Consider the following 26,882-nt stretch of genomic DNA (forward strand, 5'->3'; position numbering starts at 1 on the left):
CCAACCACCCCCAGGCAACAGCAGGAATGACACCACACGACGGGACTTGACCCGGGGCGCGGTCGGAGCGCCGGGCGCTGCCCCGCCGACCAGCGCCGGGCGCTGCCCCGCCGACCAGCGCCGGGCGCTGCCCCGCCGACCAGGGCCGGGCGCTGCCCCGCCAACCAGCGCCCAGCGCTACGCCGCAGCCTGCGCCTCGGCGATGAGCTCGAGGGTGCGCGTGCGGCCGGGCGCAGCATCCATCGGCTCACTCTCGTACGCACCGGCGATGGGCGAGATCATGACCTCGTCGACCCCGTAGCGGGCGGCGAACTCGATGATGGATGCCGCGACCGACGCGCCGGTTCCGATGAACCAGCCCGCCCGCGCTGCCTGCCCCATCGTGTCGCCCATCGCGTCGAAGTCGCCCGCACCTGCGAGGGACTGCTCGACGGTCTCCTGCGCGATGAGGGGACGGTTCGTGCGCAGGCGGATCATCGTCCGCAGGTTCGGCAGGGTGCGCTCTTCCGCCTCTTCGTGGGTGGGTGCGGCGACGGCGTTGACCGTGAGGAACGTGCGGGGCTCGGGGTTCTCTTCGGTCGGCTGGTACTGCGTGCGGTACAGGTCGAGCGCGCGCTCGAGTCCCTGACCTGAGAAGTGGTTCGCGAAGACGTACGGCAGACCGTGCGCGGCCGCCAGCTGCGCGGAATAGTCGCTGGACCCGAGCAGCCACACCTCGGGCGTCGTCACGGCGGCGGGAGTCGCGTGCACGTCATAGGTGCCGCCCGAGGTGAATCGCACTGTCGCGCCGTCGCGCGAGACGAGCGAGCGGATGTCGGTGACATGGTCCGGAAAGCGGTCGACGTCGCTCGTGGTGCCGCTCTGCCGCAGCAGCTGGGTGATCACGGGGTCCGAGCCCGGAGCGCGTCCGATTCCCAGGTCGATGCGCCCAGGGGCGATCGCCTCGAGCGCGGCGAACTGCTCGGCCACGACAAGGGGGGAGTGGTTGGGCAGCATCACGCCGCCCGAGCCGACACGGATCCGCGAGGTGCGCGCAGCAGCCGCCGCGACGAGCACGGGCGGAGTGGTGGATGCCACGGCCGGCATGTTGTGGTGCTCGGCGAACCAGAACCGGCGATAGTCGAGCTGGTCGGCACGTGCGGCGAGCGTCATCGAGGCGGTGATCGCCTGGGCGCTGGTCTGCCCGGTGCGCACCGGCACCAGATCGAGAACCGACAGAGCGGGGCGGGGCGTAATACTCATCGCCCCGACACAACGACGGCGGCGGTCAGATATTCCGCTAGGCCGAGCCGCGCCACACCACGGGGCACTCGAGCACGCGCGCCCCGGTGCCGGCATCCTCTCCGCGCAGCTGCCGCAGCACCGACTCGGCGGCGGCGCGGCCCAGCTCAGTCGCCGGCTGGCGCACTGTCGACAGTGCCGGTTCGCACCGCAGCGCCCACGAGCTGTCGTCGAAGCCGACGATGCCGACGTCCTCGGGCACGCGACGTCCTGCGGATTGCAGGACGTCGAGGGCGCCGGCGGCCACGGCGTCGCTCGAGGCGAACAGGCCATCGATGTCGGGTGCCCGCTCGAGCAGTGCACGCATGCCGGCCTGCCCGTCGGAGTACGAGTACAGCGGCACGCTCTGCACGAGCTGCGGGTCGAAGTCTGCGCCCAGGGCGTCGACGAACCCGGCGAGTCGGTCCGAGCCTGAGTCGCGGTCGAGGGCGGCGGCGACCATGCCGATCCGGCGGCGTCCCGTCGCCTTCAGCCGTGTGGTGATCTCACGCGCCGCACCCCGGTTGTCGATCGCGACATACGCGGCTTCGCCGATGTCGCGCGGGTGCCCCACGAACGTGGCGGGCAGGCCGAGGTTGTCGATCGCGCGCGTGATGGGATCGCCGACGCGGGCCGAGACGACGATCACGCCGTCGATCAGCCCGCCGCTCAGATAGCGTGCGAGGCGGTCGATGTCGCGCGACGTGTCGGCTATGAGGCAGGACAGCTGGTAGTCGGCGTCCGAGAGCGCGGCATTGGCTCCGAGCAGGATCGCCCCGATGTTGGGATCTTCCACGAACAGCGAGTGCGGTTCGTGGACGATCAGTCCGATCGCCTGCGAGCTCTGCATCACGAGGCTGCGTGCCGCACGGTTGGGGATGAAGCCGACCTTGGCGATGGCGGCATCGATGGCCGCCCGTGCTTCGTCAGACACGTAGCGCTGCCCGTTGAGCACGCGGCTGACAGTCCCGCGTGAGACGCCGGCTTCGATCGCGACGTCCTTGACCGTTGCGCGTCGCCTTCTGCCGTTGGGTTCGTCCACGCCCTCATCGTATGTGCACGAGCACATGCGATGAAAGAGATGTTGACAAGGATTACGGGTCGACTTAGTGTGTACACGTTCACAGAACCTCAAGGCGGAGAATGCGCGATCGGATCTGTGCACGTTCACAGATCCGAGGAGACCATGACAGCCCCCGCCCGCGAGTTCACGCACGACGGCATCGCCTTCGGCTGCGACTACAACCCCGAGCAGTGGTCTCCTGACGTCTGGGACGAAGACATTGCCCTGATGGGCGAGGCGGGCGTCGACCTCGTGGCGCTCAACATCTTCGGCTGGTCGCACCTCGAGCCGCGTCCGGGGGAATATGACTTCGCGCGCCTGGACGACGTGATCGATCGCCTTCACCGTGCCGGCATCCGTGTGAACCTGGGCACCGCGACGGCGTCGCCGCCGGCGTGGCTGACACGTCGGCATCCCGAGATCCTGCCCATGGCTGCAGACGGCACGCGCCGCTTCCCGGGCGGCCGACAGGCGTACTGCCCGAGCTCACCGGTATTCCGCGACGCCGCCCTGAAGCTTGTCGCTGCGGTCGCCGAGCGCTACGGCTCGCACCCCGCGGTGGCGCTGTGGCACGTGTCGAATGAACTCGGATGCCACAACGCACTCTGCTACTGCGACGAGAGCGCCCGGGCGTTCCGCGAGTGGCTGCAGGCGCGCTACGGCACTCTCGATGCGCTCAACCAGGCCTGGGGCACGGCGTTCTGGAGTCAGACGTACGGCGAATGGGGCGAGATCCTCCCGCCGCGCGCGACGCTGTCGGCGGCGAACCCCGGTCAGGCCCTCGATTTCCACCGGTTCAGCTCGGACCAGCTGCTGGACTACTACCGTGCAGAGGTCGAGGTCATCCGCCCGCGCAGCGCCGTGCCGATCACCACGAACTTCATGGTCACCGCGCACATCGAGAACCTCGACTACTGGACGTGGGCGGGTGACATGGACATCGTCGCCAATGACCACTACCTCGACAACCGTCTGGGCGACCCCACCACCGAACTGGCCTTCGCCGCCGACCTCACCCGTGGCCTGTCGCGGGGAGAGCCCTGGCTGCTCATGGAGCATTCGACCGGTGCCGTGAATTGGCAGCCGCTGAACCTCGCGAAAGAGCCGGGTGAGCTGCTGCGCAACTCGCTCACCCACGTCGCGCGCGGCGCAGACGGGGTGTGCTTCTTCCAGTGGCGCGCCTCGGTGCAGGGCAGCGAGAAGTTCCACTCGGCGATGCTCCCGCACGCCGGCACCGACAGTGCGCTGTGGCGCGAGGTCATCGGGCTCGGCGCGACGCTCGACCGTCTCGATGAGGTCGCCGGGTCGCGCGTGGTCGCCGACGTGGCGATGGTGTTCTCGTGGGAGTCGTGGTGGACCGCCAACACCGAGTCGCGTCCGTCGCAGTCGATCAGCTATCTCGACCAGGTGCACGCCGCCTACGACGCACTCCACGCGCACGGCTGCGCCATCGACATCGTGCGACCGGGCGCAGACTTGTCGGCCTACTCGCTCGTGGTCGTTCCGGGACTGCACCTGGTGTCAGAGGCGGATGCCGCGACCATCACCGACTGGATCCACGCCGGCGGCACCGCGCTGATCACCTTCAACAGCGGCATCGTCGACGAGCAGGACAGCGTCTACACCGGCGGATACACCGGTCCGTTCCGCGACGCGCTGGGCCTGCACATCGAAGAGTTCGCGCCGGTCGTCCCGGGCGTCGAGGTCTCGCTCAGCGACGGCACGAGCGGACGCCTCTGGAGCGAACGCAGCCGCGCGACGACCGCCGAGGTCGTGGCGACCTTCGTCGACGGTCCCTCGGCGGGCCTCCCCGCGCTCACCCGCAACACCTTCGGTACCGGCGCGGCGTGGTACACCGCAACCCTGCCCACCCGCGACGCCTATCGGGGTCTGCTGTCGCGGATCGCGCGCGAAGCCGGCGTGCGAGCGGTCGCCGAGACCGAGGGCGATCCCGCCTCGCTCGAACTCGTGCGCCGCCGCCACGACGACGGCACGACATACCTGTTCGTCGTGAACCACGGTGCGGATGCCGCTGAAGTCACGGCCCGCGGGCGTGAGCTGATCACCGACGAGGGCGTCGCAGGCGTCCTCGTCGTTCCCGGCGGCGCCGTGCGGGTCGTCAAGGAAACAACCGGCGACGTCGCCGGCATCCATCGAGAGGAGGTGGCCGAATGACCGCCACTGAAGTCCTCGTGACCGGCAACGGGTCACGCGACAGACGGCGCGCGCCCAAGCCCCCGCGGCGCAAGACGCCGCACAAGGGCGCGATCGCCATGTTCACCGGCCCGTTCAGCGTGCTGTTCCTGCTGTTCTACCTGCTGCCCATCGGCTATGCGATCTGGCAGTCGCTGCAGGTCGTCGAGCGCGATGGCACATACGGCGAACCGCGCCAGGTCTTCGGCGGGTTGGCGCAGTACGCGCTGGTGTTCCAGAACGCCCCGTTCTGGGAGTCGGTGGGCCGGGTGCTGCTGTTCGGCGTCGTTCAGGTCCCCGTCATGCTCGGCCTCGCCCTGCTGTTCGCCCTGCTGCTGGATTCGCCCGTGCTGAAGGGCAAGAAGTTCTTCCGGCTGGCGTTCTTCGCCCCCTACGCCGTACCCGGCGTCATCGCGGCCATCATGTGGGGTTTCCTCTACTCGCCCAACCTGTCGCCGTTCACCGACGTCACCCGCACGATCGACTTCCTGTCGCCCGAGCTGGTGCTGTGGTCGATCGCGAACGTCGTCACGTGGGTCTATGTGGGCTACAACATGCTGATCATCTACTCGTCGCTGCTGGCGATCCCCTCCGAGGTGTACGAAGCCGCACGCCTGGACGGCGCCGGTCAGGTGCGCATCGCCTGGTCGATCAAGATCCCGATGGTGGCGCCCGCGATCGTGCTGACCGCGGTGTTCTCGATCATCGGAACGCTGCAGCTGCTGGCGGAGCCGCAGGTGTTCCGCTCGTTCAGTGCCGCGGTCTCGAGCACCTACACACCCAACATGACGGTGTACGCGACCAGCGCGATCCCCAACGTCAACCTCGCCGCCGCGTTCTCGGTGGTGCTCGCCCTCGCGACGTTCGTCCTGTCGTTCGCGTTCTTGAAGTTCACCCAGCGGAAGGCGGACTCATGAGCATGCTCACCCGCACACGCGGCGCCACCGCCGACGACCTGAAGCCCGCGCGGGGGCCGCGCGAGAGCGTCGTGTCGCGCAGCGCCGCGCTGATCGTCATGGGCGTGTTCACGCTCTACTTCCTCGTGCCGATCTGGTGGCTGTTCATCGCCGCCACCAAGGATCGCGGCGACCTGCTGACCACCAACGCGCTGTGGTTCGCCGACTGGAACTTCTTCGCCAACGTCGGCGACCTGCTCGCCTACGGCGACGGGGTGTACCTGCGCTGGCTGCTCAACAGTGCAGGCTACGCCGGCTTGGGCGCCCTGCTGGCGACGGTCATCGCCGGCATGTGCGGGTACGCCCTCGCCAAGTACCGGTTCCGCGGGCGCGAGGTCTACTTCAACGTGGTGCTCGGTGGGGTGCTCGTCCCGGCCACGGCGCTCGCCCTGCCGTTGTTCCTGCTGTTCAGCCAGGTCAACCTCACGAACACGTTCTGGGCGGTGCTCCTGCCCAGCATCGTCAGCCCGTTCGGCGTCTACCTCAGCCGCATCTACGCGTCGGCGAGCGTGCCCGACGAGCTGATCGAAGCCGGCCGCATCGACGGGGCGAGCGAGCTGCGCACGTTCTTCACGGTCTCGATCCGGCTGATGACGCCGGCGCTGATCACGGTGTTCCTGTTCCAGTTCGTCGCGATCTGGAACAACTTCTTCCTGCCGCTGATCATGCTGCGCAGCGAAGAGCTGTTCCCCGTCACCTACGGCCTCTACACGTGGAACACGCAGCTCAACCAGATCCCCGAGCTGCGCACCTATGTGCTGGTCGGATCGTTCCTGTCGATCCTGCCGCTCATCGTCACCTTCCTCTTGCTTCAGCGCTTCTGGCGCAACGGACTCGGCACCGGGTCCGTGAAGTGAGTTCCCCCGCCGACGGCCTGGCCACGGCATCCCTCAGAAAAATCCGCATCACACCATCGAAAAGGAACATCATGCAGCACTCCAAGAGAGCAGTCGTCACCGGCGTCGCACTGCTCAGCGCGCTCACCCTTGCCGGATGCAGCTCGACCACCGGATCGACCGACGGCGGCGCGGATGCCGCTGCCTGCGCGCCCGCTGACGGAGACGTCACTCTCGAGTTCACCTCGTGGATCCCCGGCATCGAGGACGTCGCCGCCATGTGGAACGAAGAGAACCCCGACATCCAGGTCGAGGTGCAGACCGGCCCGAACGGCAACTCGGGAACCTACCAGAACTTCTTCAGCCAGCTCGCCGCCGGCAACGCACCCGACCTCGGGCAGATCGAGTACGACGCGCTGTCGAGCTTCCGTGTGCAGGACGGCCTTGAGGACCTCGCCGCGTGCGAGGACGTCGTCGCCGCCGAGTCGGAGTTCATCCCGTGGACGTGGGGTCAGGTCACGCTCGGCTCCGAGGACGCCGTGTACGGCATCCCGCAGGACTCGGGTCCCATGGCGCTGTTCTACCGCGCCGACCTGTTCGAGGAGAACGGCATCGAGATCCCCACCACGTGGGAGGAGTACAAGGAAGCGGCCGTCAAGGTGCGCGACGCGGGCGGCTACATCACCAACTTCTCCACCGCCGACATCAACCAGTTCGCCGGCTTCGTCTGGCAGGCCAACGGCGACTGGTTCACCAACGACGGCGACCAGTGGACCGTCGACCTGACCGGTGACGAGTCGACCACGGTGGCCGACTACTGGCAGGAGCTCCTCGACGAGGACCTCGTGGCGACGTACCCCGCATGGACCGAAGAGTGGAACAACGCCTACAACTCCGGCGAGGTCTGGACCTGGAACTCCGCAGTCTGGGGCGCGAACTCGATCGCCTCGGGCGCTCCCGACACCGCCGGCAGCTGGGCTGTCGCACCGTCGCCGCAGTGGGAAGCCGGCGGCACGAGCTCGGGCAACTGGGGCGGATCGTCGATCGCGGTGTTCAAGGGCACCGATCACCTGTACGAGGCGACCAAGTTCGCCCTGTGGCTGAACACCTCGGACGAGGCGCTCACCGCGCTCAACGAGTCGGCGAACATCTACCCCGCCACCACCGACGGACTCACGCTGCCGTCGCTGCAGGAAGGTGTGGAGTTCTACGGCGGTCAGAAGATCTACGATGTGTTCGCTGAGGCTGCCGCGCAGGTCAACCCCGACTTCGTGTGGGGCCCGACCATGACGCAGACGTACGCCGACGTGTCGGACGGATTCCAGAAGGCCGTCACCGGACAGGGCACGCTGCTGGACGCCCTCGCCTCTGCACAGGAGTCGACGATCTCGACCCTCAAGGCACAGTCGATTCCCGTCGCGGAGTGATCGTAGGGTTGACCGCGTGATTCACCACTTCCGCGCCGCGGGAGTCAGCTTCGTGCTCGACTCCCGCGGCGCGGGCGTTCCCGCGATCCTCCATTGGGGACGCGACCTGGGCGCCCTCGCAGACGCAGATCTCCTGACATTCGCGGAGGCATCGACGCCTGCCGTTTCACCGAGTTCGATCGATAGCCCGCTCCGGTTCTCCGTGCTCCCGGGCCTCGCCGACGGATGGTCGGGTCGCCCGGCCGTCGACATCGCCGGCCCGACCGTGGCGTGGGACCGCGTCTCTACGCGCCGCGACGGTGCCGTGCTCGAGATCTCGAGCGAGCGAGTGGATGCCACGGCCACCACGACGCTCGAACTCACTCCCCAGGGTGTGCTGCTCGTGGCTCACCGCGTGCGCAACGTCGGCGACCGGCCGTTGACGCTCGTCTCGGCCGATGTCGTGTTCCCGTTGCCGGAGCGGGCGCGTGAAGTGCTCGACTTCGCGGGTCTCTGGTCGCGCGAGCGGCGCCCGCAGCGGACACAACCGGGCCACGGAGTCTGGCTTCGCGAAACCCGTCACGGGCGCGGGGGCCATGACGATCCGTTCTTGATGGTGGCCGGCGTGCCGGGGTTTTCGTTTCGTTCGGGAGAGGTGTGGTCGACGCACGTCGCGTGGAGTGGCGATACGCGTCAGTTCGTCGAGCGCGCGGCGTTGGGTCGCACGGTGCTGGGCGCAGGCGAGCGCTTTGACCCCGTCACGCTCGCCCCCGGCGAGCAGTACACGTCGCCGACGGTGGTGGCCACCTGGTCGGGCGAAGGACTCGATGGGCTGTCGGATCGGCTCCACCCGTGGGTGCGGTCGTGGTCGACGATCCGATCACCTCGCCCCGTCACGCTCAACACGTGGGAGGCGGTGTACTTCGACCACTCGCTTGAGCGACTCGAGCCATTGGTGGCGCGCGCGGCAGAGGTAGGAGTCGAGCGCTTCGTGCTCGACGACGGCTGGTTTCAAGGACGTCTGGATGATCGTCGCGCGCTCGGCGACTGGACCGTCGACCTCGCGAAGTGGCCTACAGGGCTGCACCCGCTCGCGGCACTCGTCGAGGACGCGGGCATGCAGTTCGGGTTGTGGGTGGAACCCGAGATGGTCAGCGTGGATTCGGACCTCGCCCGCGCGCATCCCGACTGGTTGCTCACCTCCGCGGAGGGACTCACCTGGCGGTGGCAGCACGTGTTGGATGTCGCCAACCCGGCGGTCGAGCAGTACCTGTTTGAACGAATCGATGCACTGCTGACGGAGTACCGCATCGCGTATCTGAAGTGGGATCACAACCGCGATTTGCTGGTTTCGACCACCCGCCCGCAGGTCGAGGCCCTGTACCGGCTGCTCGATCGCGTGCGGGCCGCGCATCCCGGCGTCGAAATCGAGTCGTGCGCGTCCGGTGGCGGGCGCATCGACCTGGAGATTCTGCGCCGGGTCGACCGGGTATGGACGAGTGACACCAATGATCCCCTCGAGCGTCAGCGGATTCAGCGGTGGACGGGCATCGTCGTGCCGCCGGAGTATCTGGGAAGCCACGTCGGCGACGCACGCGCACACACCACCGGCCGGGTTGCTGAGCTCGGGTTCCGGCTCGCGACGGCGCTGTTCGGACACGCCGGCATCGAGTCTGATCTCACGCGGGTCTCGGCCGCCGACCTGGCGGCGCTGCGCACTTGGACGGCCCTCTTCACCCACCACCGCGGGCTGCTCCACCATGGGCGTACAGTGCGGGTGGATTCCGCCGACCCAGCGGTCATGATCCACTCCGTCGTGGCACATGACCTCGGAGAGGCGATCTGCTCATACGCGGTGCTCGAGGGAGCGGATGCCGCGCTCGCCGAGCCGTTGCGCTTCGCCGGGCTTGACCCCGACCGCCGTTACACGGTGACGGCCGTGGACGTCGGCGCGCCCGCGATGAGCCTGCAGGACGCGCCACCGCCGTGGTTGGTCGAGGGGGTGACTCTCCTCGGTAGCGTGCTGATGCAGGTCGGTCTGCCGATGCCGCTTCTCTCGCCCGGCAATGCCGTGGTCTTGCGCGCTGTCGCGTCGTGACGCCCGCCCGTCCCCGCGTTCCGCACCTCCACTCCGCCCCCACGTTCCGGCCCCGCTCCGCCCCCAGTTTCTGCACCGGGATGGCGCAGATCTTGAGGGCGGAGCCTTGGGGGCTGACGGAAGCACCGCTCCACCCCCACTCTCTGCACCGGGATGGCGCAGATCTTGAGTGCGGAGCCCTGGGCGGGGGCGGGACCGTTCCTCGACCCCCAGAGTCTGCACGCCGGTGAGGCAGATTTTGAGGGGGGAGCAGCGGGGAGTGCCCCTATCTAGTTCGTCAAGCTCTGCGTCGAAGTCGCGGTCGGATATGGCAGGGTGCTGTCATGGCTGATGATGCTGTGCCGCGTATTCCGTTTCGCCCTGTGCCTCGCGATTTCGAGGGTTTCCCGATGCCTGCAACCGTCCCGCCTGGGTTGCGCCTCGAGCTCAGCCGTTCGCGTGTTGTCGAGGGCAAGGAAGACGAGCTGGCGGAGTGGATGTCGATGCTCACGGAGCGATACGACGAATGTCTCGAGACCCTGCCGGCCGAACGCGCGGTGTTCGAAGCGACGTTCAAGCATCGCGAAGCAGATGGTTCGCTCTGGATCTATCATCTGGCGCTGATGGGTGAGGACGGGAGCGGGCTGGATGAGTCGCATCCGGTCGACGCCGCTCACGCTGCTTATAGTCGTCGGGTCAAGGAGCCCGGCTGGGAAGAGATCGAGCCAATGTTCATGCTGACGCCAGCGCATCTGCGTGACGTCATGCAACGGTGGGGTGCTTCGGGCCTCGCCGATTAAGCGCTCAAGCAGCGTCTCGCATTTCGTCTTTGCCCGCGTGCGGCTGGTAAAGGGTGCCGTCGCGGAGCATGGCGTAGAGGACGTCGGATCGACGCCTAGCAAGAGCGAGTAGCGCTTGGTTGTGACGTTTGCCCTGAGCGATCTTTCGGTCGTAGTAGGCGCGGGAGTCGGGGTCGCGGAGCGCGGCGAATGCGGAGAGGAACATCGCGTTCTTGAGGATCTTGTTCCCACGCCGTGACGAGTATTCCCCTCGGATCGAGGACCCGGATCTTCGGGTGACGGGGGCGAGGCCGGCGTAGGCGGCGAGGTGACCGGCGGTGGGGAAGTGCTTCCCGGCGACTTCGGTGAGGAGTCGGGCTGCGGTCCTGACGCCGACTCCGGGCATGCTCGTCAGGACGGGCTGAAGAGGGTGCGCATCGACCAGCTTCTGAACCTCGGCCGCAACCTCATCACGCTGTTGCCGCAAAGTTGCCAGCTGTGCGGCGAGGCGTGGAAGCACCAGTGCGGCCGCGTTCGTGCCGGTGACGACGACGGTCTGCTCGCCGAGCGCGACCATGATTTCGTGCGCCCATTCCCGACCCTTTCGAGGAGCGAGTTTCAGCATCCGCGTGGCGATCCGCTTCTGGCCCGCTGCACGCAGCTCAGCCGGGGACGGCCAGCGTTGCAGCAGATCGAGGACCGCGGGGTGATCGAGCCGTGGCCCGATCACGCGTTCCAGCGCGGGGTGGATCTGGGTGAGTAGTCCTCGGACTCGGTTGCCGACCTGGGTGATCTGGGCGGCCAGGTCATCGTCAAATCCGCAGAGCATCGTGAGCTCGGCCACCTGCTCATCCGTCGCCCGGATCGAGCGAAGCGTGTGCGGCATCGTCCGTGCGGTCTCCGCAATAATCGCCGCATCCCTCGCGTCGGTCTTGGCCTCGCCCGGGTGCAGATCAGCGATGCGTCGCATCGCAAGTCCCGGTAGATATCCGACCAAGGCGCCCGCGGCTTGCGCGACGGCGACAGGTAGCGCGCCGATCGTTGCTGGCTGGTCCACGATGAGCAGCACGACGCCGTGTTTCTGAAGGTCGGCGAGCACGGCTCGGAGTCGTCGCTCGTCGTTCGGGAGCGCCCGATCGTAGAGCTTCGTCCCGGTCCGGTCGAGAGCGACTGCGTGGTGCTCGCCTTTGCCAACATCGAGCCCGACGAACACGTCGACCTGGTCGTAGTTCTCAATCTGTGTGACCACTGCTCCTCCGTTCGATTGGGAACGACAGCTGCGACGGTGCGTCTCGGCATCCACGTTACGAACGACCTCGAGCGTGCTCGGGCCTGGCCCCTATCAGCGATCACCCACCGCCAACCAGGCTCGGTGACAACACCCCCCGGATCATCGAGGACAGGGGGGACCAATCATGCCGAGCCCGGCAGGCTGCCACCGGCCAGCATGCTCGCCGGACGGCTACGAAGAAAGTAACGGGGGGGAGCAGCGGGGAGGGGTAGCGTCGGGGAGGCGCGAGACGCGCGCCAAGTGCGTGCCTCAGCGCGAGCGCTTGACGACGTCGTACGCGTCGAGCGCGCGCTGGCGCGTCTCGCGCAGGTCGACGATCGGCTGCGGAGCCAGCCCGTCGCCGGCGCCGGTGTACTCCGGCGCCCACGAACGGATGTACTCGCCATGCGGGTCGAACTTCTGCGCCTGCAGCTCGGGATTGAACACGCGGAAGTAGGGCGCGGCATCCGCCCCAGAACCTGCGACCCACTGCCAGTTGAACGGGTTGCTGGCGGCATCCGCGTCGATCAGCGTGTCCCAGAACCACTGCTCACCGAGGCGCCAGTCGATCAGCAGGTTCTTGGTGAGGAACGAGGCGACGACCATGCGCACGCGGTTGTGCATGGTGCCGGTGTGCCACAGCTCGCGCATTCCCGCATCGACCAGGGGCACGCCGGTGACGCCCCGCTGCCACGCGCGCAGGTGGTCCTCGTCGAGCGGCGGCCAGGGGAACTCGTCGAACTCGCGCTTGATGTTCTTCGTCGCGAGGTCGGGCGAGTGGTACGCGATGTGCCACGCGAACTCGCGCCAGCCGATCTCAGAGAGGAAGCGATGAGCGGATGCCGCATGCCGGCCCGTTCCGGCGTGCGCGAGCGTCTCGTGCCAGACCGTGTAGGGACTGATCTCGCCCCAGCGCAGGGGTGCCGACAGGCGCGAGGTCGATCCGGCGGCGGGCTCGTCGCGAGCCGAGTCGTAGCTGCCGAGGTCTTCGTCGAGGAACGCCGCGAGGCGCTGGCGCGCTCCGAGTTCGCCGGGCTCGCCCGTTTCGGTGAAGCCGGTCGCCCAGTCGGGGGAGGTGGGGAGCAGCATCCACTCGTCAAGGTCGTCCGAGGCGATGGCGAGGTCGGCGCCGGCGATTTCGCGCGGCTCGGGGAGTGGCTGGCGTGGCGCGGGGAGTGCTTGGCAGGCCTTCCAGAACGGGGTGAACACCGCGTAGGGCGTGCCGGCGCCGGTCGTCACGGTCCATGGTTCGAAGAGCACGGATGCCGCGAATGACGCGACGTCGGCGCCGGCATCTCGCACCCGCTCTTTGATGCCCTGGTCGACGGAGCGCTCGGCGCCGCCGTAGCGTCGGTTCCAGAAGACGGCCCCCGCGTCGGTCTCGTCAGCGAGTGAGCGGATGACGTCGGCGGCGGGCCCGCGACGAAGAATGAGGCGGGCGCCGCGATCGGCGAGCCGCGAGGCCAGCTGGTTGAGGGAGTGGTGGAGCCACCATTTTGCGGCGGCTCCGAGGGAGCGGATGCCGGGGGATTCCTCGTCGAGGATGAACACCGCAACGACGGGGGCGCCGCGATCGACCGCTGCGCGCAGCGCGGGGTTATCGGCCAGCCGCAAATCGTCGCGGAACCAGACGATGCTCGGTCGCGTGGTGTCAGGCGTGTTCGGGGTAGCCATGGCTTCATCCTGCCGCTGTGCGGCGGTGGATCACAGGCCTGTGCGGGGTTGCGGGTGATGTGGTAGCGGTGCGTGCGGTGGCGGGGTCGGTGTGGGGTGCGTGCGGTGCGTGCGGTGGCGGGGCCGGTGCGTGGTAGCGGGCGGGCCGTGCGGTGGCGGGCCGGTGCGGGGCGCGCGGGGCCCCGCTACGGGATGTCGAGGCCCTTCGGGGCCATGACGAGCAGCGCGCCGGCGTCGAGCGTCACGGTGATGCGCGTGGCTTCGCCGAACTCGTCGCCGTCGAGCTGCACGGGGTGTGCCGACTCGGCGCCGACCTCGATGCCCGCACCGCGCGAGTAGCGCACCGCGCTGTCGCGCGTCCGCAACGACAGGACTTTGCGGCCCGCGCGGAAGCGCTTGAGCACGGAGTTGTCCCACGCCACGCGGCGCCACACCAGCAGCCACCCGAGCGTGCCCTTCGGCTGGAACACCACCACGTCCAGCGCGCCGTCCGACACGGACGCTTCGGGGATGAGGTCGAGCCCGGCCGGCAGCTGCCCGCAGTTGGCGAACAGCACGCTCTGCACGCGCGCGGAGTGCAGCTTGTGCCCGGGCATTTGGTACATCACCCGGAACGGCTTGGCGTCGGCGAGCGACCGCGCGGCACCGTCGACGTACGCGACCCAGCCCACGCTCTTCTTCAGCTGTGGGTTGGTGTTGGCGATCATCGCGGCGTCCAGGCCCATGCCGCCCATCACGACAAACGCGCGCTTCTCGGTGTCGCCGTCTTCGCGGACGAGCTCGGCCCAGCCGACATCGATCGCGGTCGACTCACCCGTGAACGCGGCCTTGACCATCGTCGCCGGGTTCGACAGGGGCAGCTTGAGGTTCCGCGCGAGAAGGTTGCCCGTCCCGCTCGGCACGATCGCGAGCGGCACGCCCGTTCCACTCATCGACTCCGATACGGCGCGAACGGTTCCGTCGCCGCCGGCCACGAGCACCACGTCGACGTCGTTCGACAGCGCCTCGCGGGTCACTTCGTAGCCGATGTCCTCGACGGTGGTCTCGAAGAAGAGTGGTTCGTCCCACCCTGCTTTCTTCGACTCGTCGACGACGCTCGCGCGCAGCGTCTCGGCATCCACCTTGATGGGGTTGTACACGAGCGCGGCGCGCTTGCGCGAAGAAGACGAGGAAGAGTCCTGGGCCATGACGGTAACGATAGTCGTCGGATGCCGCGCGCCCGCGCCTGACTAGACTTGTGGGGTGATTGATCCCGTACTTCTCCGCGAAAATCCCGAGCTGGTCAAGCGCTCGCAGCGCTCGCGTGGGGAGTCGGCTGACTCCGTTGACGCGGCGCTGGACGCAGACCGCGACCGCCGCGCCGCGATCACGGCGTTCGAAGAGCTCCGTGCCGAGCAGAACGCGCACGGCCGACTGGTGGCGCAGGCGCCGAAAGAAGAGAAGGCCGCGCTCGTTGCGCAGGCCAAGGATCTCAGCGCTCGAGTGAAGGATGCCCAGCATGCCGTGACCGCGGCGGAAGAGGCATCCGACGCCGCCCTCGCCCGCATCGAGAACATCGTCATCGACGGCGTTCCGGCAGGTGGCGAAGACGACTTCGTCACGCTGCGCACGCACGGCGCCCAGCCCACGTTCGACTTCACCCCGCGCGATCACCTCGAACTCGGTGAGCTTCTCGGCGCGATCGACATGGAGCGCGGCACCAAGGTGTCGGGGAGCCGCTTCTACTTCTTGACCGGCATCGGCGCCCGCCTCGAGATCGCGTTGATGAACCTCGCGCTCGACCGCGCGTTGCAGGCCGGTTTCACGCCGCTGATCCCGCCGACGCTCGTGCGCCCCGAGGTGATGCGCGGCACCGGGTTTCTCGGTCAGCACTCGGACGAGGTCTACCACCTGCCCGACGACGACATGTACCTGGTCGGCACGAGCGAAGTTCCGCTCGCCGGCTACCACATGGACGAGATCCTCGACCTCGACAAGGGCGCGAAGCGCTACGCGGGGTGGTCGACCTGCTACCGCCGCGAGGCGGGCTCGTATGGCAAGGACACGCGCGGCATCATTCGCGTGCACCAGTTCAACAAGCTCGAAATGTTCGTCTACACGACGCCCGAGGATGCCGAGGCAGAGCACGTGCGCCTGGTCGAACTGCAGGAGCAGATGCTGCGTGACCTCGGCCTGTCGTATCGCGTGATCGACGTCGCCGCCGGTGACCTCGGGTCAAGCGCCGCGCGCAAGTATGACGTCGAGGCATGGGTTCCGACGCAGGGCGCGTACCGCGAGCTCACGTCGACATCGAACTGCACGACCTATCAGGCGCGGCGCCTCGACATCCGCTACCGGCTGCCCGCCGACCAGGGTGGGAAGACGCACCCGGTCGCGACGCTGAACGGGACGCTGGCCACCACCCGCTGGATCGTCGCGATGCTCGAGACCCACCAGCGCGAGGACGGATCGGTGCTCGTACCCGAGGTGCTGCGCCCGTTCTTGGGTGGCCTCGAGGTGATGGAGCCGATCGCGTGAGCGAAGAGGCCCACCTCCCCGCGACAGGCAGCATCGAGATCGCACCCGAGACCGATGCCGCCGACATCATCGAGCAGGTGGCCGAGGATGCCGCCGACCCGGCAACTGTCACCGAGCGACTGCTCATCGCCCTCGATATCGATGGCACCGTGTTGCTCGAAGACGAATCGCCGAGCCCCGGCGTGATCGACGCCGTCGCCCACGCTCAGAGCGCCGGGCACGAGGTGATGATCGCCACCGGCCGCAGCTGGGAAGGCACGCGCAGCGTGCTGCAGACGCTCGAGATCGCACCCGAGTACGTGGTGTGCTCGAACGGAGCCGTCGTCCTCAAGCGCGCCGACGCCGTCACGTGGGAGTACGAGCGTCACGTGGTTGAGACCTTTGATGCCAGCGAGGTGCTCGCGCTGCTGGGCGAACACCTGCCCGACGCGCACTACCTGGTCGAGCTCCCTGACGGCGGGCGTCGCTACACCGACTACCTACCCGACTGGAACCTCGCCCGCGCCGACCGTGTGCCGTTCGGCGAGCTCGGAATCGAGCCGGTGTGCCGCGTGGTCGTCGTCGCGCCCGACCAGCACGAAGAGGACTTCAACGCGCTCGTCGATCAGATCGGTCTGCACCACGTGTCATACGCCGTCGGCTGGACGGCGTGGCTCGACATCGCCCCGCACGGGGTCGACAAGAGCACCGGACTCGAGCGTGTGCGCACTGAGTTGGGCCTCGACCCGGCGCACGTTCTGGTGATCGGTGACGGTCGTAATGATTTGGGCATGTTCCGCTGGGCGCTCGAGAACGGCGGTCGTGCGGTTGCGATGGCGCAGGGCCCGCAAGAGGTTCGGGATGCCGCGGGCGAACTCACTATCTCGGTGCGCGAGGGCGGCGTCGCGGCGGTGCTGCGCGCGCTGTAGGCCTCGCCTCGCGCGCGTCCCGCCCGCCGCTGCGCGCGCTGTAAGCCGCTTCGGGGTGCCGGGGAGCGGCATCCACTCTCCTACAGGTGCTCCACAGACACCGCTGGAACAATGAACCGACGGCGCCGTCGGCTAGACTCGACGATTGTTCGATGGATGCCACGTGTGGCATCGATCGGGAGGGTTGTCCGAGCGGCCGATGGACCTGGTCTTGAAAACCAGTGGGCAGCAATGTCCCGTGGGTTCGAATCCCACACCCTCCGCAAACAATGTGTGCCGGGGGCGACGAAACAGACGGAGCATCTCGAGAGGACACACGAGTGGCAGAGGCGACCCACCGCGCACGGCGCGGCCGGCGCACGGTGGCGCGGCATGGTGAGCTGCGTTCGCCGCACCCTCTGGCCCTGGTGATGAAGGTCGTCGGGATCGTCGCGGCTGTCGCGCTGGTCTCGGGCGCGGGGGTGGCGGCATATGCCGTGACCGACATCGCGCAGACCGCCGTCGCGAACTCGGTCGACCTCGAGGGCCAAGAGGCTGTGCCGCCCGACATCGGTGCGATCGAGGGCGGCGTGAACCTGTTTCTCGCTGGAACCGACGCATGCGAGCCCGAGTACGCGCACTACTTCGGCGGCCGGTGCACCGGAGAGTCGGCGCAGGGGGAACTCAACGACGTCAACCTCTTGGTGCACATCTCTGACGCGCCGCGCCGCGTCACGGTGGTGTCGTTCCCGCGTGACCTGATGGTTCCGGTTCCTTCGTGCACGCGCGAAGACGGGACCACGACGTCGGCGCTCAGCAAAGAGCAGATCAACGCCACGTTCTTCTTGGGTGGCCTGAACTGCACGACGAAGACCATCTCTCAGCTGAGTGGGCAGAACATTCCGTTCGCGGCGAAGGTGACGTGGGGTGGCGTGATCGAGGTGACGGATGCCATCGGTGGCGTCGAAGTATGCCTGGCCAGCGGCATCCGAGATTCTCATACCGGCATCGACTGGCCAGCGGGCAACCGCACGATCCAGGGGATCGAAGCGCTGCAGTTCTTGCGCACGCGCCACGGCGTCGGTGACGGCTCGGACCTCGGCCGCATCTCGAACCAGCAGCAGTACATGTCACGCCTGGCGAAGAAGCTCATGGGCGACGAGGTGCTGTCGAATTTGCCGCTGCTGTACAAGCTGGCGACGACCACGGTGGAGAACATCACCCCGAGTAAGTCGCTGGTGAACCCCGCCACGCTCGTGCAGATCGCGCTCGCCGTGAAGGATGTGCCGTTCGAAGACATCGTGTTCGTGCAGTACCCGGTGCTGACCGACCCGAGCGACCCGAACCGCGTCGTGCCCGACTATGCGTCGGCGCAGCAGTTGTGGGACGCGTTGGAAGAGAATCGTCCGCTCGAGATCACCGGCAAGGCCGGCGCCAACGACGGTGTGGTCGTTGAAGAGGATCCGGATGCCGCGGAGGCGACGCCTGAGGCGACCCCCGAGGCAACACCGGGCGCGACGCCGGAGGCGACCGACGAGGCCGTGGAGCTGCCGTCGTCGATTTCGGGTTCGACTGCGGCGCAGGACACCTGCTCCAACGGCAATCTGCGAGGTAATGGGTGATGGGTGCAGCAGGAAGGCCCTCGGGTGAGGGTCGACAGACGATCGCGCGTCACGCGGTAGTGAAGGAGCGGCACCCGCTGCTGCGGCTGCTCGCGATGTGCGCGGTCGCACTCGGTGTCGTCGCGGTCAGCGCCACGGGTGTGGCTGCATACTCGGTCGCGAGTGCGGCGACCGCGGTGACGAATGCTGCGGTCGCGCTGGGTGAGGACGACGTGATTCCGCCGTCGCTCGGCGCGATCGAGGGTGGCGTGAATCTGCTGCTCGTCGGTACCGACTCGTGCGAGGGGCAGGACCTCGAGCTGTTCCCGCGCTGTGCGCACGATGACGGGGGCGAGCGCAACGACGTCACGATGCTCGTCCACATCTCGGACGAGCCGCGCCGCGTGACGGTCGTCTCTTTCCCGCGCGACATGCTGGTGCCGATTCCGTCGTGCCCCGACGGGTCGGGCGGCAACTACTCGGCGATGAGCCAGCAGATGATCAACGTGTCGTACATGTACGGCGGGTTGCCCTGCACCGTGCTCACCGTCGAGGAGCTCACCGGTGTGGACATTCAGTTCGCGGCATCCATTCGCTGGACTGGCGTGATCAATATGTCGGATGCCATCGGGGGCGTCGATGTGTGTGTGGCGGGCGACATCAGCGACTCACACACGGGATTGAATCTCACGGCGGGTAATCACACGCTGGTGGGCGCGGAGGCCCTGCAGTTCTTGCGTATTCGTCACGGAATCGGTGATGGATCCGACCTCGGTCGCATCTCGAACCAGCAGCAGTTCATGTCGTCGATGGTGCGCAAGCTGCAGTCCGAGTCGGTGCTCGCGAACCCCGGTGTGCTGCTGAACCTCGCCAACACGGCTGTGAACCAGGTGACGCAAGACCAGTTGGTGCTGAGCCAGTCGCTGACCAACCCGACCCTGATGGTGCAGATCGCGATGGCCGTGAAGGACGTCGAGTACGAGGACATCGTGTTCGTTCAGTACCCGACCGTCTACGCGAGTGGTACCGGTGCGAGTCGAGTGTTTCCGGTGACGGATGCCGCGGCCGTGCTGTTCACGGCGCTCGCCGAGAACAAGCCGCTGACCCTGACCGGTGAGGCGAGCCAGGGCTACGGCGTCGAGGTGACCGGTGAGGCGGAGAAGCCTTCGGCCACGCCGAGCGCTTCGGCCTCGGCTGACGGCGCGACGGCGACGCCGGAACCGACGGACAGTGCGTCGGGTTCTTCTGATGACTCGGATGCCGCGGATGCTTCGGCCGACGATCGCGTCGACCTGCCGTCGTCGATCGCCGGAACCACTGCCGCGCAGGTGACCTGCACCGTCCCTGAGGGGTGATCGGTTCGTCGCTACGCGCGCGAGCGGTTATGATTGCTGAGGTTGTTCGTGCATTCGTGCTCGTTCACCTGGAGACGTCGCATAGTCAGGCCTAGTGCACCACCCTGCTAAGGTGGAGTCCTCGCAAGGGGACCGAGGGTTCAAATCCCTCCGTCTCCGCAGAAAAACCCCCGGTCAAACTAGGTTTCTCTTCGCTTCTGCCACGAAATCTGCCATTTCTGGCACGTTCGCGACCGCGAGGCCATCGAGCATATTGCGCGAGCTCCCGAGTTAGTCGTTGACATTCTGCGAAGCCTCGACTCGGGTGACAAACAGTTCGACAGTATGAAGGTCGGCACCGGGAGCGCGAATCCCTCGGTCTCGAACAGGGCAAGCCTGGTGGTTTGTAGTCAGCAGAAGCAGGCTTTGGGAGACTGATACACGGATAGGTGGCAGGTTGTAGTAGCGCCGCCAGTGCGACGGTCGTGTTCCTGATGGTCTCGAACTCGATGGACGCCGGGCGCGGAACTAACTTCGATCTTCGAACGCCGCATCCACTTCTGACGAAGGAGTCTTTTGCGATCTGCTCGGTCGTCGCTCCCGGGCTCGCGGTTGCGCGCGACGCGCATGATGTCGTCGCGGAACTCGCTCGGGTAGGGCTTGGGGACAGCAACATCCGTCCGGTCCGGCCGTCGCAGGCAAGCCAGGTCAGATGTCACCTACTCGTGCAGTAGTCCCTTGCGCCACTCTCGCAACGTGCATACTGAAGATCAGCAAGTCGAAGCTCGGTGCAGTGCCGAACGCAATTAAGCGACAGTCTGTTCGCAGAGTGGTGAGACATGGTTAGCAGCGATTCGCGCCCTAAAAGGCTGGTCGGCATGCGGGGCGGTGTCGCCGCTGGCGCTGTTCTGGTCCCCGTGTGCGGGACGGCGGCGCCGTCCGCGGCAGCTGAGATTGACGATTCGAGTGGCGCAATCGGGGTGATTGCAAGTATCGCGCCCGAATCCCTTGAAGCCGTATCCACAGACGAAGGCATCGTGGTCGCACACAAAGAGCTTCTGGACGAGGACGAGTTCGGTCGGTCGGTGGTCACGCACCCGATGCTTGACCCCACCAACCCTGACAGCATCGTCAGGGTGGACATTCCAGTCGACCCCTCGGAAGGTGTGGGTTTTAAGCAAGATGGGGCCGATGAGATTGTGATCGGCCTACCAAATGCTCATCGGGCGGATGAAGCCGACTACGGTGACTTCGGGCTGGCGACATACGATAACAACGACGGCTCCACCACGGTGCCGATTCCTCAGCCAGACGGCACTCTGCAGATCACCACGGTCATCGATGGTCCTGGAGCCCCGAATCGATATGCGTACCCCATCACCTTGCCCAACGGTGGTGAACTCGTCGACGCCGGGAATGGGTACTTTGCGATCCTCAATTCGGAGGGTTTGCCTGCGGCGATGATTGAGCCAGCATGGGCGCTCGATGCAGATGGCGAAGCGGTGACCACGAATTACGAGGTGGTCGGCAACGCGCTAGTGCAAGTGGTAGATCATGGTGATGGTGATGCCTACCCGATCGTTGCAGACCCGGCCGTCAAGGGGGCATACATCTCGAAAGTGAACGTCAACACGGTCACTCAGGGGAAGACGGTCGCTGTATATCCAGTGAACGGCTGGGCCATAACCGCGTTCAACAACTACTGGGCGGAGTACAAGCTATACGTCAGCTCGACTTACGAGGGAACGAAGTACAAGAACCAGCTGCAATGCCATTGGGATTTCGCACCTTTCAAAACTCCGTGGAATCTTGATTCCTGGCGTCCCAACGTCAGCTATTGGGACACTATTGTCGCCGGGTGCAACCCGTGACCTATATGCGGCGCACTATGTTTTGGTCGCTTCTGCTACTTCTTGCTGGGGTAGTCCTTGTTGTTTTTGGCGTCGCTTGGGCAATCGCGGAAGGCTACGCATCAGATAGTGAAGGACGTGCCGGCAATATCATTCCTGCTGCGCTCGTGGGCGGGGCAGGCCTGGTCTGCTTGGTCATCGGCGCGGCCGCGGGGGTCGCAGGCGCATTGAGGCCATCTCGGTCATCTGAGTAAACGGCCGGGAAGACAGCAGATTGGCAGGTGGGACGGGTCTGCCCCGAGTCTTGTTGACAGTCGGGGTTTGGGGTGATCAGGCCGCTTCTGCGTCCTTGTAGATCATCTCAAACTCGATGGGGGTGAGTCTGCCGAGGCCGCGCTGACGGCGTCGACGGTTGTACTTCGTTTCGATCCAGACGACCATCGCGAGGTGGAGTTCTTCGCGACTATCCCAGCGTCGGGTGTTCAACACGTTCTTCTGGAGCAGGCTGAAGAAGCTCTCCATGCTCGCGTTGTCCCCGGCCCCGTAAGACCTACCCATGGAGCCGACGAGGCCGTTGTTCTTGAGCAGGTTCTGGGTGCGCTTCGCGCGGAACTGACCGCCTCTGTCCGAGTGGCAGATCGTGCCGTTCGGTGAGCGCAACGCGATCGCGTTCCGCATCGCCGCCCGCGCGAGAGATGACTTCATGCGGGTGTCGATGGAGTAGCCGACGATCTTGTTCGACCAGACGTCCTTGATCGCGCAGATGTAGAGCTTGCCTTCCCTGGTCGGGTGTTCCGAGATGTCCCAGAGCCAGACCTTGTTCGGCCCGTCGGCGACGAACTCGTGCCGGACCACACCGTGCTCGTCGACGACCGCGAGGAGGTCGTCGTGCGGCGCCGGCCCGGTACTGCCGGGCTTGCTGCGCTTGTGGTGGTGCGACGCGTGAATCCCGGCGATCCGGCAGAGCCGGTGCACCCGGTTCTCCGACACGACGATGCCATGCTCGGTGTCGAGCTCGTCAGTGAGGAACCTGTACCCGAGGGTGACATCATCCGCATGCAGCTCGTAGAGCACATCAATGAGGTGCGCATCGTCCCAGTCACGCTGGGAGACAGGGTCACCTCGACACTGGTAGTACCCCTGCCGGGACAGGCCGAGAACCCGCAACGCCACCGCGACCGGCACCCTGATCCGGGCGCCGGCAGCAGCCATCTCTTGGACGAGCGGGAAGACTATTTTCCCGGCAGGTTCGCCTGCGACAGATACGCCGCGGCCCGCCGCAGCACCTCGTTCTCCTGCTCCAACAGCCGGATCCGCTTGTTCGCCTCACGCAACTGCTTGCGCTCGTCCTCGGTCAGGCCGGACCGCTTGCCGTCCTCAATATCGGCCTGCTTCAACCAGTTCGTCAGCGAGCCTTCGGAGATACCGAAGTCTTTCGCGATCTGCGCCAACGACGCCTGGCCCTTGCGGGCCACGGCCACGACATCGTCGCGGAACTCTTTCGGGTAGGGCTTTGCCACAGAAACATCCTTCCAGCGAGGACGAATCCTCACAGTTCAGATGTCAACCAAACTCGGGGCAGACCCGACTTCGTAGTGAGCGTGAGTTGAGTTGCACCCCGATGGAGTACCTAGAATCGCGGGATGGAGCCGTTCGACGTCGTCGAAGGCGAGCTGTTCCCGGAAACCGATCGTGCTGGCGACGTGGCAGAAGCAGCGGAAGGTGCTCGGCGTCCGCAGGCTCTGTCTCCGTCTCGGTCGCGACGGGCATGACATCGCCTGCTGCACGGTCGAACGCCTCATGCGCGACCTGGGGATCGCCGGTGTGATCCGCGGGAAGCGGCGACGTCGTCGTCGTTGCGACTGAGGAGGAGTGCGAGTCGACTGATGCGCCCTGCGTCTGTTGGAGACTCGCGCTATTCGATTCCCACCAGGTGGCGACGGGCGCCGCGAGCCGCGGGCGACCTGCGATCGGCTCCCTGTCGTTGAGGGATGCCGTGGGTAGGGCTAGCTTCATCTCACCGGTCCGCGTATAGTCGTAACTATTCGTTCAAGCGAAGGGTTATGAATGACTGAGGTGACGACGGCTGACGCTGCGCGGCGTCTTGGGTTGACGCAGGAGCGGGTGAGTCAGATGTTGCGTTCAGGTGAACTCAACGGGCGTCGGATCAGTGCTCGGGGTTGGCTGGTAGACCTTGCCTCCGTCGGCGACCGTTCGCGCAGCGCCACTGTTGGTGGCCGGCCTTGGTCCGAGTTGCGGGTGCGATCTGTGATCGATGCGCTGTCGACTGGTGATGTCGCCGAGGCGAGAACGCGGGATGCGATCCGCGGCGCCGAGGTCGAAGTGTTGTGGCGAAAGCTTGCGCAGTCGGTGTCGGTGCGACACTTCACGGCGCGGCATCCGGATGTTGCGCGGGATGCGTTGGTGCTTACGGGTGAGTCGGCAATCGACATTTTGGGGGAGCGGCTCGTCGGGCGGTCAGCAGTCGTGCATGGCTATCTTCGGGACGGTGACTTTGAGGACCTCGTTGACGATGCTGGGCTTGTCGAGAAGGCGGGTGGCGCTGTCGCTGTCTACAGGTTCAGGTCTGGGAGTCGATTGTGGACTGCTGGTGACCGAGCGCCGCGGGCGCTGGTCGCGGCGGACTGTGCTCGATCCGCGGCATTCCGCGTCCGCTCGATCGGAGTGCGGGCGCTCGACGAGATGAGGCAGGCGTGGCTGACGGAGAACACCTGATCCTCATCCCGGATGCGGAACAGCCGTGGAGCTTGGTGTTCGAGATCGCGGACGTCACGACGCCAGGCGAGTGGGTGCTGGTCGGCGGGCTCATGGTGCACGTGCACGCTCTCCGCGCCCGTATCTCTGCCTCGCGCCCCACTGAGGACGTCGATCTCCTCGTGAACCTCACCGCGGGAAACGTCAGCGCAGTGGCTGGACCACTGCAGGACATCGGGTTCCGCCCGACGGAGTCTCTCGGTAGCCGTGTACTGCACCGATTCCGTCGGGGTGACGAATCCATCGATGTCATGGTGGAGCGCGGCGCTTCCGCGCGGTGGTCGCAACGATCAATCTTCCAAGCACCGGCAGCCCGGCAGGCCATCGACCGCCGCGACTGGTACGACCTGAAAGGCGCCGACCGCATCGTTCGCATCGCTGTGCCGGATGCTCTCGGGGCGATCGTCGCGAAGGCCGCCGCCTACGCCGCCGACCAGCGCGATCGGGGCCGACACCTCGATGACCTCGCCGTGTTGCTGGCAGCTGCCGGCGGGCGGCGTGGGATGGGCCTTGACCGCCTGAGCAGACGGGACAAGCAGCACCTGAGGCCCGCGCTCAGCCAACTTGCCGACAGCAGCCACGATGGGTGGATGCTGCTCGATGCGGACGACCGCGCGATCGGCCAGCGTGCAGCCGATACGATCATCAGGGCCCTCGCGGACGCCTGAGTGGTCCGCTCCGCGGCCTCAGATCGGTGCCACGTTTCTGCCACGAATCGAACCCCGCCGACCTGTGACTCGCCCCGGCATGTCCGGAGAGCGAATTGCTGGTGTCAGCCGGCTCTCTCGACCGGTTCGATGCGAGCGTAGTCGAGCTGTTCGACCTCGAGCGGCGTGAGGTCGTCGATGGAGCCGTGGGTGCGCTCGGTGTTGAACCACAGCACCCAGGACGCAGTCGCCGCCTCGACCTGATCGACGTCCCGCCACGGGCCCTCGTGGTGGATGAGCTCGGACTTGTAGAGCCCAATCTGGGACTCCGCGAGGGAGTTGTCGTACGCGTCCCCGACGGACCCCACCGACGCGTCGATGCCCTCGTCGACGAGTCGGTCGGTGAAGGCGATCGACGTGTAGACGCTGCCCGTATCGGTGTGATGCGTGAGCCCGCCGAACCCAGCGACGCCTTCACGACGGCGGGTCCACAGAGCCATGTCGAGGCAGTCCAGCACGAGCGGCGTGGTCATGCTCGTTGCGGCGCGCCAGCCGAGGATGCGGCGGGAGTGCGCATCGAACACGAACGCGACATAGACCCACCCCGACCACGTCCAGACGTAGGTGAAGTCGGCGACCCAGAGCTGGTTCGTGCGGAACCTCGCGAAGTGCCGGTCGACGAGGTCGGCTGGCCTGGTCTCCCGCAGATCCGTGTCGACCGGGCGCTTGCGCTTCCCGCGGACGACGCCAGCGATCCCGAGTTCTCGCATGAGGCGTTCGACCGTGCAACGCGCGATGTCGTGCCCATCACGGCGGAGCCGCAGCCAGAGCTTGCGGGCGCCGAGAACCTTTCGATGGTCGATCCACGTCTGCAGGATGATCGGCTTCCACCGCTCATCCAACAGTTTCCGCGACGACGACCCGCGCCCGCGAGCATCGTAGTAGGTCGATGGGGCGACCTTGCAGCCGTGCTGGGTGAGCACGGCGCAGATCGACTCGACACCCCATCGCAGCCCGCCATCACGGCGGTCCTTGTGGTCGCTGATGAACGCGACTATCGCTTCTGTGGCCGGTCGAGCTCGGCCGCGAAGAAAGCCGATGCCGCCTTCAAGATCTCGTTCGCGCGACGCAACTCGGCATTCTCCCGCTTGAGCCGCTTGATCTCCTCCGCCGCCTCGGTCGTGACCCCCGGCCGTTGCCCGGTGTCGACCTGGTTGCGGCGGATCCAGGTCCGGATGGTTTCCGGCGAGCCGATGCCGAGCATCTGCGCGGTCGCCGTCATCGCGGCGTACTCACTCGGATAGTCGGGCCGCAACTCGGCGACCATGCGGACAGCGCGCTCACGAAGCTCGCGCGGATACTTGCTGGGACGTCCCATGAGACAGATCCTTCCAAGGAATCTTGTCTCCGGACATGCCGGGGTGAGTCAGTGCCTGATCGGGCCGGCGCATTTTGGTCGCCAGGGGTCCCCCAGGGGGACCCGTGGGGGACCCCTGGAGCACATAAATCCGCTCTGTCGGGCCATCGGTCGCGTCGAGTTCCGCGTGATTCCGCGGTGAAGCAGGCGTCGACGGCGGGGGGAGTGCACTACCCCGCGAGAGTGGCAACCCGTGGACAACTTCGGTAGTTCCTTGTAGGCGCTCGCTGTCCCTGCTGCCCGACCCTGCCGTCGTCGGGTAATGCGCCGCGCTTCCTGGCAAGCGCGGCGGCGAGTCGTTCGGGCAGAGGTTGGCGAAACGTCAACTCATTCGGCACCC

Annotated in this window: 22 protein-coding genes and 2 tRNA genes; 17 read left to right on the plus strand and 7 right to left on the minus strand. The window is 66.7% G+C overall.

Annotated features, from left to right (window positions below):
• Positions 1-177 precede the first annotated feature (177 nt).
• Both ON062_RS13100 and ON062_RS13105 read right to left on the minus strand, forming a co-directional pair.
• Complete coding sequence (locus ON062_RS13100; protein ID WP_274647586.1) at positions 178-1,242, minus strand: LLM class flavin-dependent oxidoreductase; 1,065 nt, start codon at positions 1,240-1,242, stop codon at positions 178-180.
• Positions 1,243-1,279: 37 nt separating this feature from the next.
• Positions 1,280-2,302, minus strand: a complete 1,023-nt coding sequence (locus ON062_RS13105; RefSeq protein ID WP_274647587.1) for a LacI family DNA-binding transcriptional regulator — start codon at positions 2,300-2,302, stop codon at positions 1,280-1,282.
• Positions 2,303-2,446: 144 nt separating this feature from the next.
• Here ON062_RS13105 and ON062_RS13110 point away from each other — a divergent pair, with 144 nt between their 5' ends.
• From ON062_RS13110 to ON062_RS13135, 6 genes are all read left to right on the plus strand, one after another.
• Positions 2,447-4,498, plus strand: coding sequence for a beta-galactosidase (locus ON062_RS13110; protein WP_274647588.1), 2,052 nt, complete (start codon positions 2,447-2,449; stop codon positions 4,496-4,498).
• Positions 4,495-5,433 (plus strand): carbohydrate ABC transporter permease, encoded by a 939-nt coding sequence (locus ON062_RS13115; protein WP_274647589.1) that lies wholly within the window; start codon positions 4,495-4,497, stop codon positions 5,431-5,433. The genes ON062_RS13110 and ON062_RS13115 overlap by 4 nt, the downstream gene beginning before the upstream one ends.
• Positions 5,430-6,329: a carbohydrate ABC transporter permease gene (locus ON062_RS13120; protein ID WP_274647590.1), complete on the plus strand. Its 900-nt coding sequence runs from the start codon at positions 5,430-5,432 to the stop codon at positions 6,327-6,329. Before ON062_RS13115 ends, ON062_RS13120 begins: the two co-directional genes overlap by 4 nt.
• A 71-nt stretch (positions 6,330-6,400) precedes the next feature.
• Entirely contained in the window at positions 6,401-7,735 is a 1,335-nt protein-coding gene (locus tag ON062_RS13125) for an ABC transporter substrate-binding protein (protein WP_274647591.1), read from the plus strand.
• Positions 7,736-7,751: 16 nt separating this feature from the next.
• Complete coding sequence (locus ON062_RS13130; RefSeq protein WP_274647592.1) at positions 7,752-9,812, plus strand: alpha-galactosidase; 2,061 nt, start codon at positions 7,752-7,754, stop codon at positions 9,810-9,812.
• A 389-nt stretch (positions 9,813-10,201) separates the two neighbouring features.
• Positions 10,202-10,591, plus strand: coding sequence for a DUF6176 family protein (locus ON062_RS13135; RefSeq protein ID WP_274647593.1), 390 nt, complete (start codon positions 10,202-10,204; stop codon positions 10,589-10,591).
• Positions 10,592-10,595: 4 nt separating this feature from the next.
• Here ON062_RS13135 and ON062_RS13140 read toward each other — a convergent pair whose 3' ends face one another.
• The 3 genes from ON062_RS13140 to ON062_RS13150 all read right to left on the minus strand — a co-directional run bounded on the left by ON062_RS13140 (position 10,596) and on the right by ON062_RS13150 (position 14,701).
• Entirely contained in the window at positions 10,596-11,807 is a 1,212-nt protein-coding gene (locus tag ON062_RS13140; protein ID WP_274647641.1) for an IS110 family transposase, read from the minus strand.
• Positions 11,808-12,110: 303 nt separating this feature from the next.
• The gene (locus ON062_RS13145) at positions 12,111-13,514 is read right to left on the minus strand and encodes a deoxyribodipyrimidine photo-lyase (protein WP_274647594.1); all 1,404 of its coding nucleotides are present in this window, start codon (positions 13,512-13,514) and stop codon (positions 12,111-12,113) included.
• A gap of 185 nt (positions 13,515-13,699) precedes the next feature.
• Entirely contained in the window at positions 13,700-14,701 is a 1,002-nt protein-coding gene (locus ON062_RS13150; protein ID WP_274647595.1) for a diacylglycerol kinase family protein, read from the minus strand.
• A gap of 55 nt (positions 14,702-14,756) precedes the next feature.
• Between ON062_RS13150 and serS the strand changes: the two genes are divergently transcribed.
• The 7 genes from serS to ON062_RS13185 all read left to right on the plus strand — a co-directional run bounded on the left by serS (position 14,757) and on the right by ON062_RS13185 (position 21,724).
• A complete protein-coding gene (gene serS / locus ON062_RS13155) occupies positions 14,757-16,031 on the plus strand; it encodes a serine--tRNA ligase (protein ID WP_274647596.1) in 1,275 nt (424 codons plus the stop codon).
• The gene (locus ON062_RS13160; protein WP_274647597.1) at positions 16,028-16,939 is read left to right on the plus strand and encodes an HAD family hydrolase; all 912 of its coding nucleotides are present in this window, start codon (positions 16,028-16,030) and stop codon (positions 16,937-16,939) included. Before serS ends, ON062_RS13160 begins: the two co-directional genes overlap by 4 nt.
• A gap of 178 nt (positions 16,940-17,117) precedes the next feature.
• Positions 17,118-17,202: transfer RNA gene (locus tag ON062_RS13165), tRNA-Ser, on the plus strand.
• 57 nt (positions 17,203-17,259) lie between these two features.
• Complete coding sequence (locus tag ON062_RS13170) at positions 17,260-18,540, plus strand: LCP family protein (RefSeq protein ID WP_274647598.1); 1,281 nt, start codon at positions 17,260-17,262, stop codon at positions 18,538-18,540.
• Positions 18,540-19,874 carry an LCP family protein gene (locus tag ON062_RS13175; protein WP_274647599.1) on the plus strand — a complete coding sequence of 445 codons (1,335 nt, stop codon included), beginning with the start codon at positions 18,540-18,542 and terminating at the stop codon, positions 19,872-19,874. The genes ON062_RS13170 and ON062_RS13175 overlap by 1 nt, the downstream gene beginning before the upstream one ends.
• 70 nt (positions 19,875-19,944) lie before the next feature.
• A tRNA-Ser gene (locus ON062_RS13180) sits at positions 19,945-20,033 on the plus strand.
• Between the two features lie 659 nt (positions 20,034-20,692).
• The gene (locus ON062_RS13185) at positions 20,693-21,724 is read left to right on the plus strand and encodes a DUF2599 domain-containing protein (RefSeq protein ID WP_274647600.1); all 1,032 of its coding nucleotides are present in this window, start codon (positions 20,693-20,695) and stop codon (positions 21,722-21,724) included.
• 309 nt (positions 21,725-22,033) lie between these two features.
• Here the strand turns inward: ON062_RS13185 and ON062_RS13190 are convergent.
• Positions 22,034-23,223, minus strand: a protein-coding gene (locus ON062_RS13190) for an IS3 family transposase (protein WP_274647601.1) whose coding sequence is annotated in 2 segments (ribosomal slippage) — positions 22,034-22,942 and positions 22,945-23,223 — 1,188 coding nt in all. Because the reading frame shifts where the segments join, the coding sequence is not laid out codon by codon here.
• Positions 23,224-23,346: 123 nt separating this feature from the next.
• Between ON062_RS13190 and ON062_RS13195 the strand changes: the two genes are divergently transcribed.
• From ON062_RS13195 to ON062_RS13205, 4 genes are all read left to right on the plus strand, one after another.
• Entirely contained in the window at positions 23,347-23,475 is a 129-nt protein-coding gene (locus tag ON062_RS13195) for a hypothetical protein (protein ID WP_274647602.1), read from the plus strand.
• Positions 23,426-23,569 carry an IS3 family transposase gene (locus ON062_RS13990; protein WP_368859987.1) on the plus strand — a complete coding sequence of 48 codons (144 nt, stop codon included), beginning with the start codon at positions 23,426-23,428 and terminating at the stop codon, positions 23,567-23,569. The genes ON062_RS13195 and ON062_RS13990 overlap by 50 nt, the downstream gene beginning before the upstream one ends.
• A gap of 201 nt (positions 23,570-23,770) precedes the next feature.
• Entirely contained in the window at positions 23,771-24,439 is a 669-nt protein-coding gene (locus ON062_RS13200; protein WP_274647603.1) for a hypothetical protein, read from the plus strand.
• The gene (locus tag ON062_RS13205) at positions 24,418-25,146 is read left to right on the plus strand and encodes a hypothetical protein (RefSeq protein ID WP_274647604.1); all 729 of its coding nucleotides are present in this window, start codon (positions 24,418-24,420) and stop codon (positions 25,144-25,146) included. Before ON062_RS13200 ends, ON062_RS13205 begins: the two co-directional genes overlap by 22 nt.
• Positions 25,147-25,250: 104 nt before the next feature.
• Here the strand turns inward: ON062_RS13205 and ON062_RS13210 are convergent.
• A protein-coding gene (locus tag ON062_RS13210; protein ID WP_274647605.1) for an IS3 family transposase occupies positions 25,251-26,503 on the minus strand; the annotation gives its coding sequence in 2 pieces (ribosomal slippage) (positions 25,251-26,221 and positions 26,221-26,503; 1,254 coding nt in all).
• Positions 26,504-26,882: the final 379 nt, after the last annotated feature.

The organism is Microbacterium sp. C7(2022) (assembly GCF_028823665.1).
Taxonomy (GTDB): Bacteria; Actinomycetota; Actinomycetes; order Actinomycetales; family Microbacteriaceae; genus Microbacterium.

Excerpts from the sequence above, each read along its gene's own strand:
- ON062_RS13100 (WP_274647586.1), bottom strand. The coding sequence starts at position 1,242 with ATGAGTATTACGCCCCGCCCCGCTCTGTCGGTTCTCGATCTGGTGCCG.
- ON062_RS13110 (WP_274647588.1), top strand. The coding sequence starts at position 2,447 with ATGACAGCCCCCGCCCGCGAGTTCACGCACGACGGCATCGCCTTCGGC.
- ON062_RS13115 (WP_274647589.1), top strand. The coding sequence starts at position 4,495 with ATGACCGCCACTGAAGTCCTCGTGACCGGCAACGGGTCACGCGACAGA.
- ON062_RS13120 (WP_274647590.1), top strand. The coding sequence starts at position 5,430 with ATGAGCATGCTCACCCGCACACGCGGCGCCACCGCCGACGACCTGAAG.
- ON062_RS13125 (WP_274647591.1), top strand. The coding sequence starts at position 6,401 with ATGCAGCACTCCAAGAGAGCAGTCGTCACCGGCGTCGCACTGCTCAGC.
- ON062_RS13135 (WP_274647593.1), top strand. The coding sequence starts at position 10,202 with ATGCCTGCAACCGTCCCGCCTGGGTTGCGCCTCGAGCTCAGCCGTTCG.
- ON062_RS13145 (WP_274647594.1), bottom strand. The coding sequence starts at position 13,514 with ATGGCTACCCCGAACACGCCTGACACCACGCGACCGAGCATCGTCTGG.
- ON062_RS13150 (WP_274647595.1), bottom strand. The coding sequence starts at position 14,701 with ATGGCCCAGGACTCTTCCTCGTCTTCTTCGCGCAAGCGCGCCGCGCTC.
- ON062_RS13175 (WP_274647599.1), top strand. The coding sequence starts at position 18,540 with ATGGGTGCAGCAGGAAGGCCCTCGGGTGAGGGTCGACAGACGATCGCG.
- ON062_RS13185 (WP_274647600.1), top strand. The coding sequence starts at position 20,693 with ATGGTTAGCAGCGATTCGCGCCCTAAAAGGCTGGTCGGCATGCGGGGC.
- ON062_RS13195 (WP_274647602.1), top strand. The coding sequence starts at position 23,347 with ATGGAGCCGTTCGACGTCGTCGAAGGCGAGCTGTTCCCGGAAACCGAT.
- ON062_RS13200 (WP_274647603.1), top strand. The coding sequence starts at position 23,771 with ATGACTGAGGTGACGACGGCTGACGCTGCGCGGCGTCTTGGGTTGACG.